Below are 15,228 nucleotides of genomic sequence, written 5' to 3'. Positions count from 1 at the left end.
GTGCCTCAGGCCGCCACGCGGGCCAGCCCCTTGGGCACCAGCCGCTTCGCCTCCTGCACGATCAGCGCGCGCAGCGACGCGACGCCCGGACAATCGGGAATCGACGAAGCCGCGCGTTCGGCCACCTCGTCCAGCAGGTCGAGCGCACCCTCGATGCCAAAGCGCCGCACGGCGCTCGGCCGCTGCAGCGCGTCGTCGCGCCCGACCGGCTTGCCGCACGAAGCCGCATCCCCGGCGGCATCGCAGAGATCGTCGGCGATCTGATAGGCATCGCCGAGATTGTCCCCCAGCGCCCGCCACGGCAGCGGATCCTTGCCCGCGCTCGCCGCCCCGGCCATCGCCGCCGCCGCGAACAGCGCCGAGGTCTTGGCCCGCTGATAACGCGCGAGATCCACCTCGTCCTCGCTCTCCCAGGCCTGGCCGGCGACGATCCCGCCCGGCATGCCCACCGCCTCGGCGACGATCCCGCTCAGCGCGATCACCGGGCCCGGCTGCACCGCGCAGCCGAGTGCGAGGGTCTGGAACGCCAGCACGATCAGCGCGTCGCCCGCAAGCACCGCGAGCGGCGCGCCGAACGCGGCATGCACCGAGGGACGGCCGCGCCGCGTCGCCGCATCGTCGAAACACGGCAGGTCGTCATGCACCAGCGAGGCGCAATGCAGAAATTCCAGCGCCGCCCCCGCCGCCACCGCCGCGTCGAACCGCTCCGCCCCGCAGGCCGAGGCGACCGCCAGGCACAGTCGCGGCCGCACCCGCGCGCCGCGCGGAAACACCGCGTGCCGCATCGCCGCCGCCAGCTTCGGCGGCCCGCCGCCGGTTTCGGCCCGCAGCATGGCCGTGGTGAGAGTGGATTCGATGAGCGACATGGCATCCATGACGGACCTCCGATGGTTAAGCCGTGTGTCACTTTTTATTGTCGTTTTTAACTGTGCGATTTGGTTGACACTCAGTCAAGTAATTTCGGATACTCGACCGCAACGGAGGACGCCGCGATTTCAGCACGAGACACATCGACGGTCCTGATCATCGGCGCTGGCATGGGCGGCCTCGCCGCTTCCATCCGGCTTGCCGCCGCCGGCCGGCGCGTCGCGGTGTTCGACCGCGCGGCCGCACCCGGCGGCAAGCTGCGCGCGGTCGCCGTCGCCGGCCGCGCCATCGATGCCGGGCCGACGGTGGTGACGATGCGTCACGTGTTCGACGACCTGCTGCGCGCCGCCGGCACCAGCCTCGCGGCCGAGCTGCGCCTCGCGCCGCTCGATGTCATCGCCCGGCATCACTGGCAGGACGGCACCCGGCTGGACCTGCGGCAGACCGCCGAGGCGAGCGAGGCCGCCATCCTCGCCGCCTTCGGCCCGCACGCAGCCGGCGAGTTCGCCACTTTCTGCCGCCGCAGCCGCGCGCTGTACGACGCGCTGGATGCCGCCTTCATGCGCAACCCCTCTCCCGGTCTTCTCGACCTTGGCCGCCGCACCGGCGTCGCCGGCCTGCTGGCCCTCAGCCGCGCCTCGCCCTTCGCCAGCCTGTGGTCGGTTCTCGGCCGCCGCTTCACCGATCCGAGGCTGCGCCAGCTCTTCGCCCGCTACGCGACCTATTCCGGCGCCTCGCCCTTCGCCGCGCCGGCGACGCTGATGCTGATTGCCCATGCCGAACAGCGCGGCGTGTGGACGATCGAGGGCGGCATGACGATGCTGGCCTCCGCCCTGATGCGCGCCGCCGGCCGCCACGGCGCGCGCTTCCACCTCGGCGCGCCGGTGGCCGAGGTGCTGACCGATGGCGCCCGCGTCCGCGGCGTCCGCCTCGCGGACGGTTCGGAGATCGCCGGCCGCACGGTCATCGCCGCCGGCGAGATCGGCGCGATCGCGGCCGGCAGCCTCGGCGCCGCCGCCCGCGCCGCCCTCGGCCGCGCCGCCGCCGCCCCGCGCTCGCTCTCGGCGGTGACCTGGCAGGTCGTCGCCCATGCGCGCGGTTTCCCGCTCAGCCATCACAACGTGTTCTTCAGCCGCGACTACCCCGCCGAGTTCGCCGCCCTCGCCGCCGGCACGCTGCCGACGGACCCGACCATCTATGTCTGCGCGCAAGACCGTACCCAGCACCGCCCCCACGATCGCATGCTTGATCGCATGCCGGATCGCATGCTGGATCGCGGCGGGCCGGGACCGGCCGACCGCAACGCCGGCGCTGCGGCGGAACGGCTACTGGTGCTGGTCAACGCCCCGCCGCTCGGCGACCGCGCCGCACCGGACGACGCCGCGACCGACGCCTGCTGGGCGCGGGTGCGCGCCCGCCTCGCCGCCGCCGGCCTCACGCTCGACATCGTGGGCAGTGCCGTCACCGGCCCGCCCGGTTTCGAGCGCCTGTTCCCCGGCGCCGGCGGCGCGCTCTATGGCCGCGATCTCGCCGGCTGGCGCGACCCCTTCGCCCGCCCGCGGGCGCGCACCGCGCTGCCGGGATTCTACCTCGCCGGCGGCTCGGCACATCCCGGCCCGGGCCTGCCGATGGCCGCCCTCTCCGGCAGTTTCGCCGCCGCCGCCATCATGGCGGATACCGAATGATCCGCTTCGACCGCCCGGTCCCGCGCGGCGGCTATGCCTGGTGGTATGTCGACGCGCTGAGCGATGACGGGCGCCACGCGCTCACGCTGATTGCCTTCATCGGCTCGGTGTTCTCACCCTATTACGCCGCCGCCCGCCGATTCGCCCCCGACAGCGCGGCACCGGAGGATTTCGTCGCCATCAACCTCGCCCTCTACGGCCCGCGCGGCAATCGCTGGACCATGACCGAGCGCCGCCGCCACAGCCTGCGGGCCGAGGCCGACAGCCTCGCCATCGGCCCGAGCCGGCTCACCGTCGATGAAGGCGGGCTTGCCGCCGAGATCGCCGAATGGTCGAACCCGCTGCCGCGCCGGGTGCGCGGCACGATCCGCCTCACCCCCCACGCCGTCGAGCCGACCACCTACGAGCTCGATGCGGCGGGCCGGCACCGCTGGCAGCCGCTCGCCCCCTGCGCGCGCATCCGCGTCGCTTTCACCGCACCCGAACTTGCCTGGGAGGGCAACGCCTATCTCGACCGCAACGAGGGCGACGAACCGGTCGCGCGTGCCTTCCGGCGCTGGCACTGGTCGCGCGCGGCAACGCGGCGGGGTGCCGCGATCCTCTATCACGCGGAGCGGCGCGATGGCGGGCAGACCGCGCTCGCGCTGGGCTTCGACGCCGCCGGCGGTGCCACCGCCTTCACGCCGCCGCCCATCGCCGCCCTGCCGGCGACGCGCTGGCGCCTCGCGCGCGAAACCCGCAGCGATGGCGGCGCCCGCCTCATCCGCAATCTCGAGGATACGCCGTTTTACGCCCGCGCCCGCATCGCCGCCTCGCTCGGCGGCGAACAAGTCGAGGCCGTGCACGAGACGCTGGATTGCGACCGTCTGGTCCACCCCGCCGTGCAGTTCATGCTGCCCTTCCGCATGCCGCGCCGGTTCATCTGAGATTGAGGCAGCCGATCAGATGGAATCATCTGATCGGATAAAGATGCTCTGTTTAATAATATGATAGAGCACTACATCCGATCCAACTGGATCGGAAAGTGCTCTAGGACCCGTCGCGCTCGCGGTCCCGCCGCAGGCTCCGCCGCACCGACACGAGCGACCAGATGGCGGCCGCCAGCACCAGCACGTCGATGCCGGAAAACTCCAGGAAAGTCGCGTAGTGGCTGGCCCATGCTTCCATCATGCGTCTTCCATCACGCCGGCTCCGCCGCGCCGCAGACGAGCGGGCCGCGCGCCCCGGCCGCCCTCATCCGCGCCGTGCGTTCCTCGCGTTCCAGCCGGTCGATCAGCAGGATCACCCGCGCCGCCGCGCCCACCGTCTCGCCCCCCGCTGCCGCCGCAGCATCGATCAGGAAGCGCACTTCCGGGCAGGGCGGCGGCGATGCGGCAAGCGGCGCCCATAGCCCCGCAGTCGCGGCATCGGCCAGCGAGAGTGCGGCCAGCCCGAGCTTCCGCCGGCCGGACACGCGGGTGCGGGTGGAGACCGAGTCGAGCCCGTTCGCCGCCAGGAGCCGGCCGATCTCGCGATAGATCCGCCGCGCCGCCGCAATGCCGGGCCGGCAGGCCAGCGGCAGCGCGGCGATGCCGCATCCGGCCGCCGCATAGCGCCGCTCGGCTTCGTCGAGCAAGCGCCCGATCACGTGTGCCAGCGCCGGGGTGAAGGCCGGGCGGGCAAGGAACCGCTCGGGCTCCAGCCCCGCCTCCTCCAGCCAGTCCAGCGGCAGATAGAGCCGGCGCTCGGCCGCATCCTCGCCGACATCGCGGGCGATATTGGTCAGCTGCATCGCGAGGCCGAGATCGCAGGCGGCGGCAAGGCTCGCCTCATCCCGCGCGCCCATCAGCATCGCCATCATCACGCCGACCGACCCCGCCACCCGCGCCGCATAGGCGCGCAGCTCGGCCAGCGTGGCATAGCGCCGCCCCGCCGCGTCCCAGGCCAGCCCCTCGATCAGCGCCTCGGGCAGCGCAAGCGGGATACCGTGCCGGGCGATCGTCGCGGCAAACGCGCGATCGACCGGATCATCGAGCCGCACGCCCCGGCAGATCGCCTCCAGCCGCGCCGATATCGTCGCAACCCCGGCTTGCTTGTCGGCGGCAAGGTCGACCGCGTCGTCGGCCTCGCGGCAGAAGGCGTAGAGCGCGGTCGCCGCAGCGCGCACCTCCGCCGGCAACAGGCGCGAGGCGGCGTGGAAACTGACCGAGCCGCGGCGCAGCCTTGCCGTGCAGGCGGCGATGTCGGGATCAGACGAACGCATTGGCATCGGGAACCACCGTGTCGAGAACCCGGGCGGTCGAGAGCACGCCCGGCACCCCGGCGCCGGGATGGGTGCCCGCGCCCACCAGGAAAAGGTTGCGCACATCCTCGCTCGCATTGTGCGGGCGGAACCAGGCGCTCTGGGTCAGCACCGGCTCCATCCCGAAGCCGGCGCCCCAGGTCGAATCGTAGCGCGTGGCGAAATCCTGCGGCGTCATCACCCGCGAGGTGACGATGGCCCCGCCAAGCCCCGGCATCACCGTCTCCTCCAGCCGCCGCTCGACCCGCTGGCGGAACGCCTCGGCCTCGCGCGCCCAGTCCTGGCCGCCGCCGAGATGCGGCACCGGCGCCAGCGCATAGAAGGCGTCGCACCCCGCGGGCGCGAGCGCCGGATCGGTCGCCGTCGGCCGGTGCAGATAGAGGCTCATGTCCGGCGCCAGGCGCTTCTTCTCGAAAATATCGTCGAGCAGCCCGCGATAGCGCGGCCCCATCACGATCGTGTGGTGCGGCACGTCGCCGAACGTCCGGTCGGTGCCGAAATACCAGACGAACAACCCCATCGAGTAGCGCGCCGCGGCGAGCTTGCGGTCGGTCCAGCGCCGCCGCGCCACCCCGCGCAGCAGATGGCCATAGGTAAACCCGGTGCAGGCGTCCGAGACCACGATATCCGCCGCGATCCGGCTGCCATCCGCGAGTTCGACGCCGCATGCCGCCCCCTCGCGCACGAGGATCCGGTCGACCGGCGTGTTGCAGCGGATGCGGTTGCCCTGCCGCTCGATCAGCCGCGCCAGCCCGGCGACGATCGCCCCGGTCCCGCCCATCGCGAAATGCACGCCATGCCGGCGCTCCAGATGCAGGATCAGCGCGTAGATGGCGCTGACCCGGAACGGATTGCCGCCGACCAGCAGCGGATGGAAGCTCAGCGCCGCGCGCACCCGCGGATCGCGCACATGCCGCGCGACCAGCCCGTGCACGCTGCGATGGCCGGACAGCCGCACGAGGTCGGGCAGGATGCGCGCCATGTCGGTCCAGTGGCCGAACGGCACGTGGCCGAGCTGCTCGAACCCGATCCGGTAGATCTCCTCGGTCATCGCGATGAAGCGCTCGTAGCCGGCGACATCGCCGGGCGCGAGCCGGCCGATCTCCGCGCACATCGCGTCATGATGGCCGGAACAGTCGATATGCGAGCCATCGTCGAAGCGGATGCGGTAGAACGGGTCGATCGAGCGGAGATCGACATCATCGGCCATTCGCCCGCCGGCCAGCGTCCAGAGTTCCTCCAGCAGGAACGGGGCGGTGATGATGGTCGGGCCGGCATCGAACACGAACCCGTCCTGCCGGAACACCGAGGCCCGGCCGCCGGGCTGCTCGCAGCGCTCCAGCACGGTGACGCGCCAGCCCCGCGCGCCGAGCCGGATCGCGGCGGCCAGCCCGCCGAACCCCGCCCCGATCACGATGGCATGCGGCCGCTTCGTCCTCGCCTCCTGCCCCGCATCCTGACGGGTGATCACGTTCATGCCGCCAGCACCCCGATCTCGCGCGCGAAGCCGGCGATCTCCCCGGCGACGGGCTCCGGCGCCTCCTCATGCGCGAGATGGCCGAGACGCGGCAACACGATCACCCGCGCCCCCGGCACAAGACGCGCGATCTCCCGCGCATCGGCCGGCGGGATCGAGCGGTCCGCCGCCCCCACGATCAGCAAAAGCCTCGGCGCGAGACGCGGCAGCGCCGCGGCCAGCGGTGCCAGGTCCCAGTTCGCCATCATCATCAGTGCCGCCCCCGCATGGCCGCTGCGCCGCGCCAGCCGTGCATAGAATTCCGCCCCCTGCGCATCGATGCGCGATCCGGTGCCGCGCAGCAGCCGCGCCACCACCGCCTTGTCCGCCGCGTGCCAGGCGAACACGCGCGGCACCAGCGGGTTGAGCGCGAACAGCCGCGCCAGCGGCGAGAATACCTGCCCTGCAACGCCCTTGAGCGGCAGCAGCGCGCCGTTGAGGCTGACCAGCCCCGCCGGCGCGATCCGCCCCTGCAGGCACATCTCGGCCAGGATCGCCGCCCCCGCCGAGTGCCCGGCCACCAGCGCCGGCGGCGCATCCAGCACGTCGAGCAACGCCGCGATCGCGCCGGCCATGCCGGGCAGCGACATGCGCGGCCAGAACGGCGCCGCGGTGAAGCCGTGGCCCGGCAGATCCGGCGCAATGACGGTGAAATCCCGCGCCAGCAGCGGCGCCAGCGCGCGCCACGAATGCGTCGCCGCACCGGTGCCGTGCAGCAGCAGCAGAACCGGCCCCGCCCCCATCACCTGAACGTGGAATCGCAGCCCGCCGGCGGTCACGAAGCGGCTCGCCGCCCGGTTCGGCCAGTCCCGCCCGTCGGTCTCCCAGTCGGGCGCATTGGCGTCGAACACCCGGTCCCACAGCGCGAGCGCGGCGCTCATGCGGCCTGCTCCGCGCGGATCGCCCGGCTCAGCGCGCGCGCATCGGCAAAGGGCAGCGGCAGGTAGCGCGCCCGCATCACGCCGGCGAGTTCGGCGGCGAACGCGTTCGGCCGCGGCGCCGTGTCGATCAGCAGGGCGGGAATTCCATCGGCAGCACAGGCAGACGCCGCCGCCCGCGCATCCGCCGCCGCCGCCGCGCGGCCGGGCTGCCGGTCGCGGCCGATATTCGCCCCGCCATCGGTCAGCAGCACCAGCAGCGGCCGGTTGCCCCGCCGCCGCGCGCCGAGTGCCATGTCTCGCGCGGCGTCGATCCCGCTGGCCAGCGGCGTCGCCCCGCCGCCCGGTAGCGCCGCAAGGCTCCGCCGGGCGCGGGCCAGCGCCGCGGTGGGCGGCAGCAGCAGCTCCGCGCCGCGGTTGCGGAACGCCAGAAGCGCCACCTGGTCGCGCCGCACATAGCAATCGGCGAGCAGCAGCTGCACCGCGCCCTTCGCTTCCGCCAGCCGGTTCAGCGCCGACGAGCCCGAAGCGTCGACCGCGAAAATCGCCACCGAGCGGACCGGCGCCTGATGCCGGCGAACCCTGAAATCGCTGCCAAGAACAATGACCCGCCCCGGATGATCCGGCCGCTCGCGCCGGCGCAGCGCCTGCATCGGGGCGGCGGCCCGCAACGTATCGACGAGGGCAAGACCATGCTCCCGCCCCGGCCGGCCGGGGCGCGCGCCGAGCGGTCTTCCATGCGCCGCCGTTGCGGCGGCAGGGGCTGCGGCGCGCCCGCCCGCGGCGCCGCGGCGGCCCTGGCCGAGCAGCAGTGCTGCCAGAAGTTCCGGCGGCAGCGCGCTGCGGGCAGCATCGAGAACCCGGTCCGCCGCCTGCTCGCCCTCCGTCTCGGGTGGCGCCGGCGGCGCCGCATCGTCGCCGCACGCCGGCGGCGGCGGCTCGGGCGCCTGATCCATGTCCTGTTCCGCCGGCGCCGGCAGGCGGGTGGCGCGATGGGCGAGCACCAGCTGGGCTGCCAGCATCGCGTCCTCCTCGCCGGCGCTGCGGCGGCCGGCCAGCGCCGCGGCGGCCCGCGCCGTCCGCATGGCGAGGATCACCGGCCGCAGCGAAAATATGCCGAGTTGCGCCGCCACATGACAGAGCGCCTCGGCCACCCCGTCATCCATCCGCATCCGCACGAGCCGCCGCCGCGCCGCACCAAGCCCGCGCACCCGCGCAGGCGGGCGCCGCGCCAGCAGATCGGCGGCATCGAGGGCGAAGGCCATCCGGTCGGCCAGTGCTGGGGAGAGATGTTCCTCCGGCCCGATCCCCTCATCGAGGGCGATGGCGCCGAACCGGCCCTCCTGCGCCTGTGCCAGCCGCGCGCACAACGCGCGGTCGAGCCGCTCGGCCATCGGCAGCACCAGGACGCCGCCCGCCGCCTCCGCCAGCAGTCCGGCCGCCATCACCCGGCGCCCGGCGGCAAGGCTGGCGGCAAGATCGATCCCGCCGAGCAGCCGTCCGTCATCGATCCCGGCCGGCACCCGCCGTATCGCCGCCCCCGCCGGCAGCAGGGCGCGGACATGCTCGACAAACCCGTCCCGCGCCGGGCCGAACGGCGCGCGGACCCAGATGCCGCCCAGCCCCGCCGGGTCGAGGCTGAACAGGGCCGCGACCACCGCCGCACTGCGCGCCGGGCGCGGCGGCGGCATCGGGCTCATGCGACGAACACCTCGTCGAGCGCGCGATCGACCCGCGCGCCGGCCATCGATTCATCGAGCGGATCGCGCCGCAGCCGGTGGCGCAGCGCCGCCGGGGCCACCGCCCGCAGATGCGCCGGCGTCACCGCGACCTCGCCTTCCAGCGCCGCCTTCGCCCTTGCCGCGCGCAGCAGCGTCAGCTCGCCGCGCAGCCCGTCGGTGCCGAGCGCCACGCAGAGGCGGGCAGCGAGCGCCAGCACCTCCTCGGCGACCGCGACCATCGGCAGCAACCGCCGCGCCGCGACGATCGCATCGCGCAGCCCGGCCTCCGCCGCCGCGAAGCGCCGCGCGAAGCCGGCCGGGTCCTGCTCGAACGCATCCCGCCGCCGCACCACCTCGATCCGCTCGCCGATATCCGTCGGCGTCCTGATCTCGACGCACAGGCCGAACCGGTCGAGCAGCTGCGGCCGCAACTCGCCCTCCTCGGGGTTGCCGCTGCCGATCAGCACGAAGCGCGCCGGGTGGCGCAGGCTCAGCCCCTCGCGCTCGACCACGTTCTCCCCCGACGCCGCGACATCGAGCAGCAGATCCACCAGATGATCCTCCAGCAGATTGATCTCGTCGATATAGAGAAAGCCGCGATTGGCGCGGGCCAGCAGCCCCGGCTCGAACGCCTTGACCCCGTCGGCGAGCGCGCGCTCGATGTCCAGCGCGCCGACCACCCTGTCCTCGGTGGCGCCGAGCGGCAGGTCGACCACCGGCACCCGCACCCGCTCGCGCGGCAACCGGCCGCCGACGCGCCGCGCCCGGCACTCCGGGCAGAGCCGCCGCCGATCGGCCGGATCGCAGCGATAGCGGCAGCCCGCCACGGCACTCACCGCCGGCAGCAACGCCGCCAGCGCCCGCACCGCGGTCGATTTGCCGGTGCCGCGATCGCCCAGCGCCAGCACCCCGCCGAGCGCCGGCTCGGTCGCCGCGATCAGCAGCGCCTCCTTCATCTCCGCCTGGCCGACGATCGCGCTGAACGGATACGGGCCCATGTCAGCGCGCTCCCATGGCGGCGCCGAACGGGCGGTTGAGCCGCACGATCGTCAGGTTCAGCACACCGGCGAAGCCGACCCACAGCAGATAGGGCAGCAGCAACAGGCTCGCCCCCGCCGCATAGGGCTGCATCGCCAGCATGATCGCCGCGATCGAGGCGAACAGCGCCACCAGCTCGGCCAGCGCCCAGTCCGGCCGCTTCAGGGTGAAGAACAGCACGCTCCAGAGGATGTTCAGCACCGCGTTGAGCCCGAACAGCACCACGAGCCACCCTGCCGCGCCGGGTGCGGACGCGCTCTCCCAGCCGATCACGCCGGCGGCGGCGGCAAGCGCGAAGATCAGCGTCCAGACCGGGCCGAACAGCCATTCCGGCGGCTGCCAGGCGGGCTTGCGCAGCTGCCGATACCAGACGCCGAGCCGCGTCGCGAGCCCGCCGGCCAGCGCCGTCGCCGCCGCCGCACCCGCCGCGACCATCACCGGCCCCCAGCCGCCCCCGAGCGCGCTCATGCCCGCGCCAGCCCGGTCAGATGCGCGATGTTCTTCGCGAAGATGCGCAAGTGCGCCGCCGGTTTCGCCCGCACCAGCGCCTTCTCCATGTAGGCCTGCCAGGTGATCGACTGCACGTCGGCATCGCCGCAGATGGCGACGAACCGCTCCCGCCGCCGGTCGCTCGCATACCAGAAATCCTGCATCATCCCGAGCACGGTGAACACCATGCCATGCGCCGCCATGAACCGCCGCCGCGCCTCGCGCAGCGCCCGCGCATCGCCGCTGGCGCAGAACGCGTCGGCCGCCTCGCCGGCGAGCTGCCCGCCGAGCATCGCGTAATAGATCCCCTCGCCCGAGGCCGGCGCCACCACCCCGGCGGCATCCCCGGCCAGCAGCACGTTCACCCCGTCATCCCACCGCGCCAGCGGCTTCAGCGGCAGCGGCGCGCCCTCGGCGCGGATCGTCTCCGCCTGCCCGAGCCCGGTCTCCTCGCGCAGTGCCGCGACGGCGCGGCGCAGCGAGAACCCCTTCACCGCGCTGCCGGTGCCGATGCTCGCGGTCTCGCCATGCGGGAAGATCCACGCGTAGAAATCGGGCGAAACCCGGGCGTCGTAATAGATGTCGCACCGCCTGCCATCCCAGCCCGCGGCCGCCGCACCCGCCGCCGGCGTGCGGATCACCTCGTGATAGGCGAACACCCGCCGCGCGGCACCCGCACCCGGCACCATCTGCCGCGCAACCGCCGAGGCCGCGCCATCGGCGCCGATCACCGCCCGCGCCGCCACCGTGTGCCGCATTTCGCCGGCGCGGTAATGCACCAGCGTCCGCCCGTCCGCCGCGCGCTCGATGCGCTCGTGCCGCCCGGTCAGCCGCACCGCCCCGGAAGCTGCCGCCCGCGCGCGGAGGAACTCGTCGAACACGTCGCGATCCACCATGCCGACGAACCCGTCCCCGGCAATCGGCATCGACACCTGCCGCCCGCGCGGCGAGACGATGCGCGCCCCCCGCGCGCGGGCCACCAGCAGATGATCGGGGATGTCGAAATCATGGATCAGCCGTGGCGGCACCGCGCCGCCGCAGGGCTTGATCCGCCCCGCGCGGTCGAGCAGCAGCACCGAGCGGCCGGCCCGCGCCAGCGTGGCGGCAGCCGTCGCCCCCGCCGGCCCGCCGCCGATCACCGCCACGTCATAATCCTGTATCGCGGCCATTTCACGCTCCTCCGCCGGCGAGCGCGAAAGCGCAGACCAGCATGCCGATGACATAAAGCGTCGTCCCGGTCGCATTGTACCAGGGGGCGCGCTCGCGCGGGCGCTGCAACAGCCTTCCCATCAGCCCGAGCTGGCACGCCAGCAGCAGCCCGACCGCGAACGCCGCGAGCCGGTGATCCCAGGCGATCATCAGCCCGATCACCACGAGCTGCGGCAGCGCCATCACCACGCAGGCGAGCCGCGCCGCAGGGGCAACGCCGAGCTGCACCGGCAATGAGCGGATGCCGCTCCGCCGATCCCCCTCGACCGACTTGAAATCGTTCAGCGTCATGATGCCGTGCGCGCCGAAACTGTAGAGCAGCGCCAGCCACAGCACCGGGGCGGAGGGCAGCGCGCCCCGCATCACCGCGGCACCCGTGAACCACGGCACCCCCTCGTAACAGACCGCGACGGCGGCATTGCCCCACCAGCCATTGCGCTTGAGCCGAAGCGGCGGCGCGCTGTAGGCCCAGGCCGCGAGCAGGGCGAACACCGCGGCGCCGAACCCCCAGCGCCCGAGCGGCACCGCCACCGCGAGCGACAGCGCGGTCCAGATCAGCGCGACGTAAAGCCCCCAGCGCCCCGGCATCCTGCCGGAGGGGATCGGCCGGTCCGGCTCGTTGATCGCGTCGACATGGCGGTCGAACCAGTCATTGACCGCCTGCGAGGTGCCGCAGACCATCGGCCCCGCCAGCACCATGCCGAGCAGCAGCTCCGGCCAGCGCCCGGCCAGCGGCGCGCCGGAGGACACGGCCCCGCAAACGAAGGCCCAGATCGCGGCGAACCACGTGACCGGCTTGAGAAGTTCGAGACAGACCCGGAATCCGGGCAGCGATGCCGGGGCGACGCGCAGGGGAGCAAGCGTGAGGTTCGTCTCTTTTGCTGACGCCATCGCTCCCCCTTCCGCCTATCCGGGGCTGGCCGGCGCGGCATCCATCATGCCGTAGCGCCGCAGCTTCACGTAAAGGCTTTGTCGCGACAGGCCGAGCATCTCGGCCGCCGAGGCCCGGTTGTCGCCGGTAATGTCGAGCGCCGCCTCGATCGACAGCCGCTCGATCACGTCGGTCGCCTCGCGGACGATGTCCTTGAGCGACACCCGGCCGATCAGCTCGCCGATCTGTTCGAGCGAGCGCGGCACGGCCCGCGTCGCCGTCGGGCGCATCAGCTCCGGCGTGCTCCGCCCGGCGACGTTGCGGATCGCGAAACCATAGCAGGGCTTGCCGCCGCTGGTGACCGACGCTGCCGAGATCTCGACATCGATTTCGGTGCCGAACTCGTCGCGCAGGGTGGTGGGGTAGAGCCGCACGGCGCCGTTCTGCCGCAGATTGCCGGTCACCACCGGCAGGTCCACGCCCGGCCGGCCGAGCCACTGCTCCAGCGAACGCCCGACGACCTGCTCGGCGGAGGCCGCCTGCACCATTTCGGCGAAGGCCGCGTTCGCCGCGATCACCCGCCCGTCATGACCAACGACGACGAAGCCGTCCGGCGCGTTGTCGATCAGTTTCAGCAGGTCCGCCCGGCCATCCGGCAGCACGTCCTGGCGCACGGCGAGCGGCGTCGGCGTCAGGCGAATGAGGAAGTTCAGCCCCGCACCCTGGCGGATCACGAAGGCCGAGAGATGCACCGGCTCCGCCTGCCCGAGCAGGCGGATCGGCGTGTCGTCGCCCCGCCCCGCCCGGCTCACCCCGCCCAGCATCTGGTCGAGCGTCGCCCGGCTGCCCGGCTCCACCAGATCGGCGAAGGGCCGCCCCACCAGCTTGCCCTGCACGTGGAACAGACGCTGCGCCGCCGGGTTGGCCTCGGCCACGCGCTGCGTCGCGCCGTCGACCACCAGCATCGGCTCGGATGATTTTTGGAACAGGATGCGATAGCGCGTCTCGACATGGCGCAGCCGCGAGTAGTCCCGCTCGAGCGATTGCTGCACGTCGATCAGCCGCTGCTGCAACACCGCGATGGTCCTGAGATCGCGGCCGAACGCGACGATGCTGCCCTTCTCGCCGATCGCGAGCGCTGAGAACATAACAGGAACATCGCGGCCGTCATGGCCGGGGCAATTCACGTGCCGTTCCGCTGCGTGCGGCTGCTCGGCCTGGTCATCGGCCGCCGCCCGCAGCATCGCCACCACCTTGTCACGGCTTTCCACCGTCACCGTGTCCACCCAGCGCTGCCCGACCCAGCCGGAAATGTCCGCGAATTCGCGCGCGAGGCCAGCGTTCTGCACCGCGATGTCACGGATCACGCCCTTCCGGTCGACGATCAGCGCGATATCCGCCATCGTCGCAATCATTATGCCGACAATGTCCGGACTCATGCCGACGAGCCATTTGCCGGGCGATTTGAAGGCTTTCATCTCGGACCACTCTTTCAGCCGGTTGTATATATATTCCAGACGTCTGAAGTATCCTCCCTAGTGTCAACTTTCAACTACCCTGGTCGTCAATGCGCACTGACATGCGTCTGGTTCAGGGCAAAATTCAACGTCGCGCCGCGTCGCGGTTCAACGTCAACACGCTGGCCTGGCGGAGCGCGTCCTGCGCATCGGCGGCCATCGAGTCGGCGCCGACGAACTGGCAGCGTTCCGGGTAGTCGAGAAACGCCTTGCCGCCGACCATCACATGCAGATCAGGGTTCGGCGCCACCGCGCGCAGCGAGCGGATGATGGCCGGCAGGCCCTTCAGCCAGCGATCCGTCGTCACCGACAGACCGATCACGTCAAGCCAGTTGCGCCGCGCGATCCCGAGCAGCACCGTGCGGGTGCTGCGCGGCTCGGCACTCGCCAGCCAGCCGGCGCGGCTGAACACATCCGTCAGCACCGCGATTCCGAATGTATGCTGCTCGCCCGGTGCGGCCGCGAACAGCGCATGCCCGGCCACCCGTATCGCCCCGCCCGGCAGATCCGCCGGCGGACCGTTCTCGACCAGGATCTGGTTGAGCCGCACCATGGCGAGGGTTACGGCGGCGAAATCGCAGCGATCCTCCTCCCACAACACGCCGAGCCGGCGCGCCGCCGGGGTCAGCAGATCGTGCAGGATCATGTCGTGATCCGCCCCGCGCCCGGTGAACTGGTCGATCAGCACATGCGCGCGGTTCAGATCGTCGGTCAGGATGAAGCCGAGAAACTGCTCGACCTCCCGTGCCGAAGGCCGGATCAGGCTGACATCGACCCACACCGGCAGCGGCAGATGACTGGCGACGACGCGCGGCAGCACCTGCTGGGTCAGCACACGATCGAGCAGCTCCGCCCAGGGGGGAAAGAAGCTCTGCTGTGGCTGCCGGCGCTGCTCGCCGCCGCGTGCGACGAGGTCTCCGCTGCCGCTCCGCTCGGTGGCGCCGCCGGTCTCGCCGTAGTGAATTTCGAAATCCGCGTCGGCCGATTCACGCATCGGTTGCCTCCCGAACCTGGAGGCAGAATGGCATTAACTTTTCCCACGTGTCAATCGAAATTGACGTAAATATAGATTGACATTCAACGTGACCGGACGCTAGCTTTCTTCCAGCCGCTATGCCGCGGTGGAGGAAACTCCCATGATCCGGCTCGATAAATT

14 protein-coding genes are annotated in these 15,228 nt (G+C 72.3%); 2 read left to right on the top strand and 12 right to left on the bottom strand.

Features of this window, described 5'->3' with window-relative positions; translation table 11 throughout:
* Window positions 1-5: 5 nt before the first annotated feature.
* Window positions 6-875 carry a polyprenyl synthetase family protein gene (locus B7Z76_RS05970; protein WP_174503559.1) on the bottom strand — a complete coding sequence of 290 codons (870 nt, stop codon included), beginning with the start codon at window positions 873-875 and terminating at the stop codon, window positions 6-8.
* Between the two features lie 60 nt (window positions 876-935).
* On the opposite strand from B7Z76_RS05970, the gene B7Z76_RS05965 reads away from it, so the two are divergent.
* Both B7Z76_RS05965 and B7Z76_RS05960 read left to right on the top strand, forming a co-directional pair.
* Window positions 936-2,552 carry an NAD(P)/FAD-dependent oxidoreductase gene (locus B7Z76_RS05965; RefSeq protein WP_291342760.1) on the top strand — a complete coding sequence of 539 codons (1,617 nt, stop codon included), beginning with the start codon at window positions 936-938 and terminating at the stop codon, window positions 2,550-2,552.
* Window positions 2,549-3,478, top strand: coding sequence for a carotenoid 1,2-hydratase (locus B7Z76_RS05960; protein WP_174503557.1), 930 nt, complete (start codon window positions 2,549-2,551; stop codon window positions 3,476-3,478). The genes B7Z76_RS05965 and B7Z76_RS05960 overlap by 4 nt, the downstream gene beginning before the upstream one ends.
* Window positions 3,479-3,581: 103 nt before the next feature.
* On the opposite strand, the gene B7Z76_RS05955 is transcribed toward B7Z76_RS05960, so the two are convergent.
* The 11 genes from B7Z76_RS05955 to B7Z76_RS05905 form a co-directional block, all read right to left on the bottom strand.
* Window positions 3,582-3,722, bottom strand: a complete 141-nt coding sequence (locus B7Z76_RS05955; protein ID WP_174503556.1) for a hypothetical protein — start codon at window positions 3,720-3,722, stop codon at window positions 3,582-3,584.
* Between the two features lie 10 nt (window positions 3,723-3,732).
* Window positions 3,733-4,794 carry a phytoene/squalene synthase family protein gene (locus B7Z76_RS05950; RefSeq protein ID WP_291342757.1) on the bottom strand — a complete coding sequence of 354 codons (1,062 nt, stop codon included), beginning with the start codon at window positions 4,792-4,794 and terminating at the stop codon, window positions 3,733-3,735.
* Complete coding sequence (crtI, locus tag B7Z76_RS05945; RefSeq protein ID WP_291342755.1) at window positions 4,781-6,310, bottom strand: phytoene desaturase family protein; 1,530 nt, start codon at window positions 6,308-6,310, stop codon at window positions 4,781-4,783. Before crtI ends, B7Z76_RS05950 begins: the two co-directional genes overlap by 14 nt.
* Window positions 6,307-7,230, bottom strand: coding sequence for an alpha/beta fold hydrolase BchO (bchO, locus tag B7Z76_RS05940; protein ID WP_291342753.1), 924 nt, complete (start codon window positions 7,228-7,230; stop codon window positions 6,307-6,309). The genes crtI and bchO overlap by 4 nt, the downstream gene beginning before the upstream one ends.
* Window positions 7,227-8,927, bottom strand: coding sequence for a magnesium chelatase subunit D (locus B7Z76_RS05935; protein ID WP_291342751.1), 1,701 nt, complete (start codon window positions 8,925-8,927; stop codon window positions 7,227-7,229). Before B7Z76_RS05935 ends, bchO begins: the two co-directional genes overlap by 4 nt.
* Complete coding sequence (bchI, locus tag B7Z76_RS05930) at window positions 8,924-9,946, bottom strand: magnesium chelatase ATPase subunit I (RefSeq protein WP_291342749.1); 1,023 nt, start codon at window positions 9,944-9,946, stop codon at window positions 8,924-8,926. The genes B7Z76_RS05935 and bchI overlap by 4 nt, the downstream gene beginning before the upstream one ends.
* Before the next feature lies 1 nt (window position 9,947).
* Window positions 9,948-10,454, bottom strand: coding sequence for a TspO/MBR family protein (locus B7Z76_RS05925; protein ID WP_174503552.1), 507 nt, complete (start codon window positions 10,452-10,454; stop codon window positions 9,948-9,950).
* On the bottom strand, window positions 10,451-11,644 hold the full coding sequence (locus B7Z76_RS05920) for a geranylgeranyl diphosphate reductase (protein ID WP_174503551.1): 1,194 nt from the start codon (window positions 11,642-11,644) through the stop codon (window positions 10,451-10,453). The genes B7Z76_RS05925 and B7Z76_RS05920 overlap by 4 nt, the downstream gene beginning before the upstream one ends.
* Before the next feature lies 1 nt (window position 11,645).
* Window positions 11,646-12,575 carry a chlorophyll synthase ChlG gene (gene chlG, locus B7Z76_RS05915; RefSeq protein WP_174503550.1) on the bottom strand — a complete coding sequence of 310 codons (930 nt, stop codon included), beginning with the start codon at window positions 12,573-12,575 and terminating at the stop codon, window positions 11,646-11,648.
* 15 nt (window positions 12,576-12,590) lie between these two features.
* Entirely contained in the window at window positions 12,591-14,033 is a 1,443-nt protein-coding gene (gene ppsR, locus B7Z76_RS05910) for a transcriptional regulator PpsR (RefSeq protein ID WP_174503549.1), read from the bottom strand.
* 124 nt (window positions 14,034-14,157) lie between these two features.
* Complete coding sequence (locus B7Z76_RS05905) at window positions 14,158-15,066, bottom strand: B12-binding domain-containing protein (RefSeq protein ID WP_174503548.1); 909 nt, start codon at window positions 15,064-15,066, stop codon at window positions 14,158-14,160.
* Between the last annotated feature and the right edge of the window lie 162 nt (window positions 15,067-15,228).

This window comes from Acidiphilium sp. 20-67-58, assembly GCF_002255515.1.
GTDB lineage: Bacteria > Pseudomonadota > Alphaproteobacteria > Acetobacterales > Acetobacteraceae > Acidiphilium.
Note: the sequence above shows the minus strand (reverse complement) of the source record. Positions and strands in the feature narration are given on the sequence as shown.

What these genes read in the sequence shown, in the direction of transcription:
- bchO (WP_291342753.1), bottom strand. Translation starts at nt 7,230, where the DNA reads ATGAGCGCCGCGCTCGCGCTGTGGGACCGGGTGTTCGACGCCAATGCG.
- B7Z76_RS05935 (WP_291342751.1), bottom strand. Translation starts at nt 8,927, where the DNA reads ATGAGCCCGATGCCGCCGCCGCGCCCGGCGCGCAGTGCGGCGGTGGTC.
- B7Z76_RS05970 (WP_174503559.1), bottom strand. Translation starts at nt 875, where the DNA reads ATGGATGCCATGTCGCTCATCGAATCCACTCTCACCACGGCCATGCTG.
- B7Z76_RS05955 (WP_174503556.1), bottom strand. Translation starts at nt 3,722, where the DNA reads ATGATGGAAGCATGGGCCAGCCACTACGCGACTTTCCTGGAGTTTTCC.
- B7Z76_RS05950 (WP_291342757.1), bottom strand. Translation starts at nt 4,794, where the DNA reads ATGCGTTCGTCTGATCCCGACATCGCCGCCTGCACGGCAAGGCTGCGC.
- B7Z76_RS05905 (WP_174503548.1), bottom strand. Translation starts at nt 15,066, where the DNA reads ATGCGTGAATCGGCCGACGCGGATTTCGAAATTCACTACGGCGAGACC.
- chlG (WP_174503550.1), bottom strand. Translation starts at nt 12,575, where the DNA reads ATGGCGTCAGCAAAAGAGACGAACCTCACGCTTGCTCCCCTGCGCGTC.
- B7Z76_RS05925 (WP_174503552.1), bottom strand. Translation starts at nt 10,454, where the DNA reads ATGAGCGCGCTCGGGGGCGGCTGGGGGCCGGTGATGGTCGCGGCGGGT.
- crtI (WP_291342755.1), bottom strand. Translation starts at nt 6,310, where the DNA reads ATGAACGTGATCACCCGTCAGGATGCGGGGCAGGAGGCGAGGACGAAG.
- ppsR (WP_174503549.1), bottom strand. Translation starts at nt 14,033, where the DNA reads ATGAAAGCCTTCAAATCGCCCGGCAAATGGCTCGTCGGCATGAGTCCG.
- bchI (WP_291342749.1), bottom strand. Translation starts at nt 9,946, where the DNA reads ATGGGCCCGTATCCGTTCAGCGCGATCGTCGGCCAGGCGGAGATGAAG.
- B7Z76_RS05920 (WP_174503551.1), bottom strand. Translation starts at nt 11,644, where the DNA reads ATGGCCGCGATACAGGATTATGACGTGGCGGTGATCGGCGGCGGGCCG.
- B7Z76_RS05960 (WP_174503557.1), top strand. Translation starts at nt 2,549, where the DNA reads ATGATCCGCTTCGACCGCCCGGTCCCGCGCGGCGGCTATGCCTGGTGG.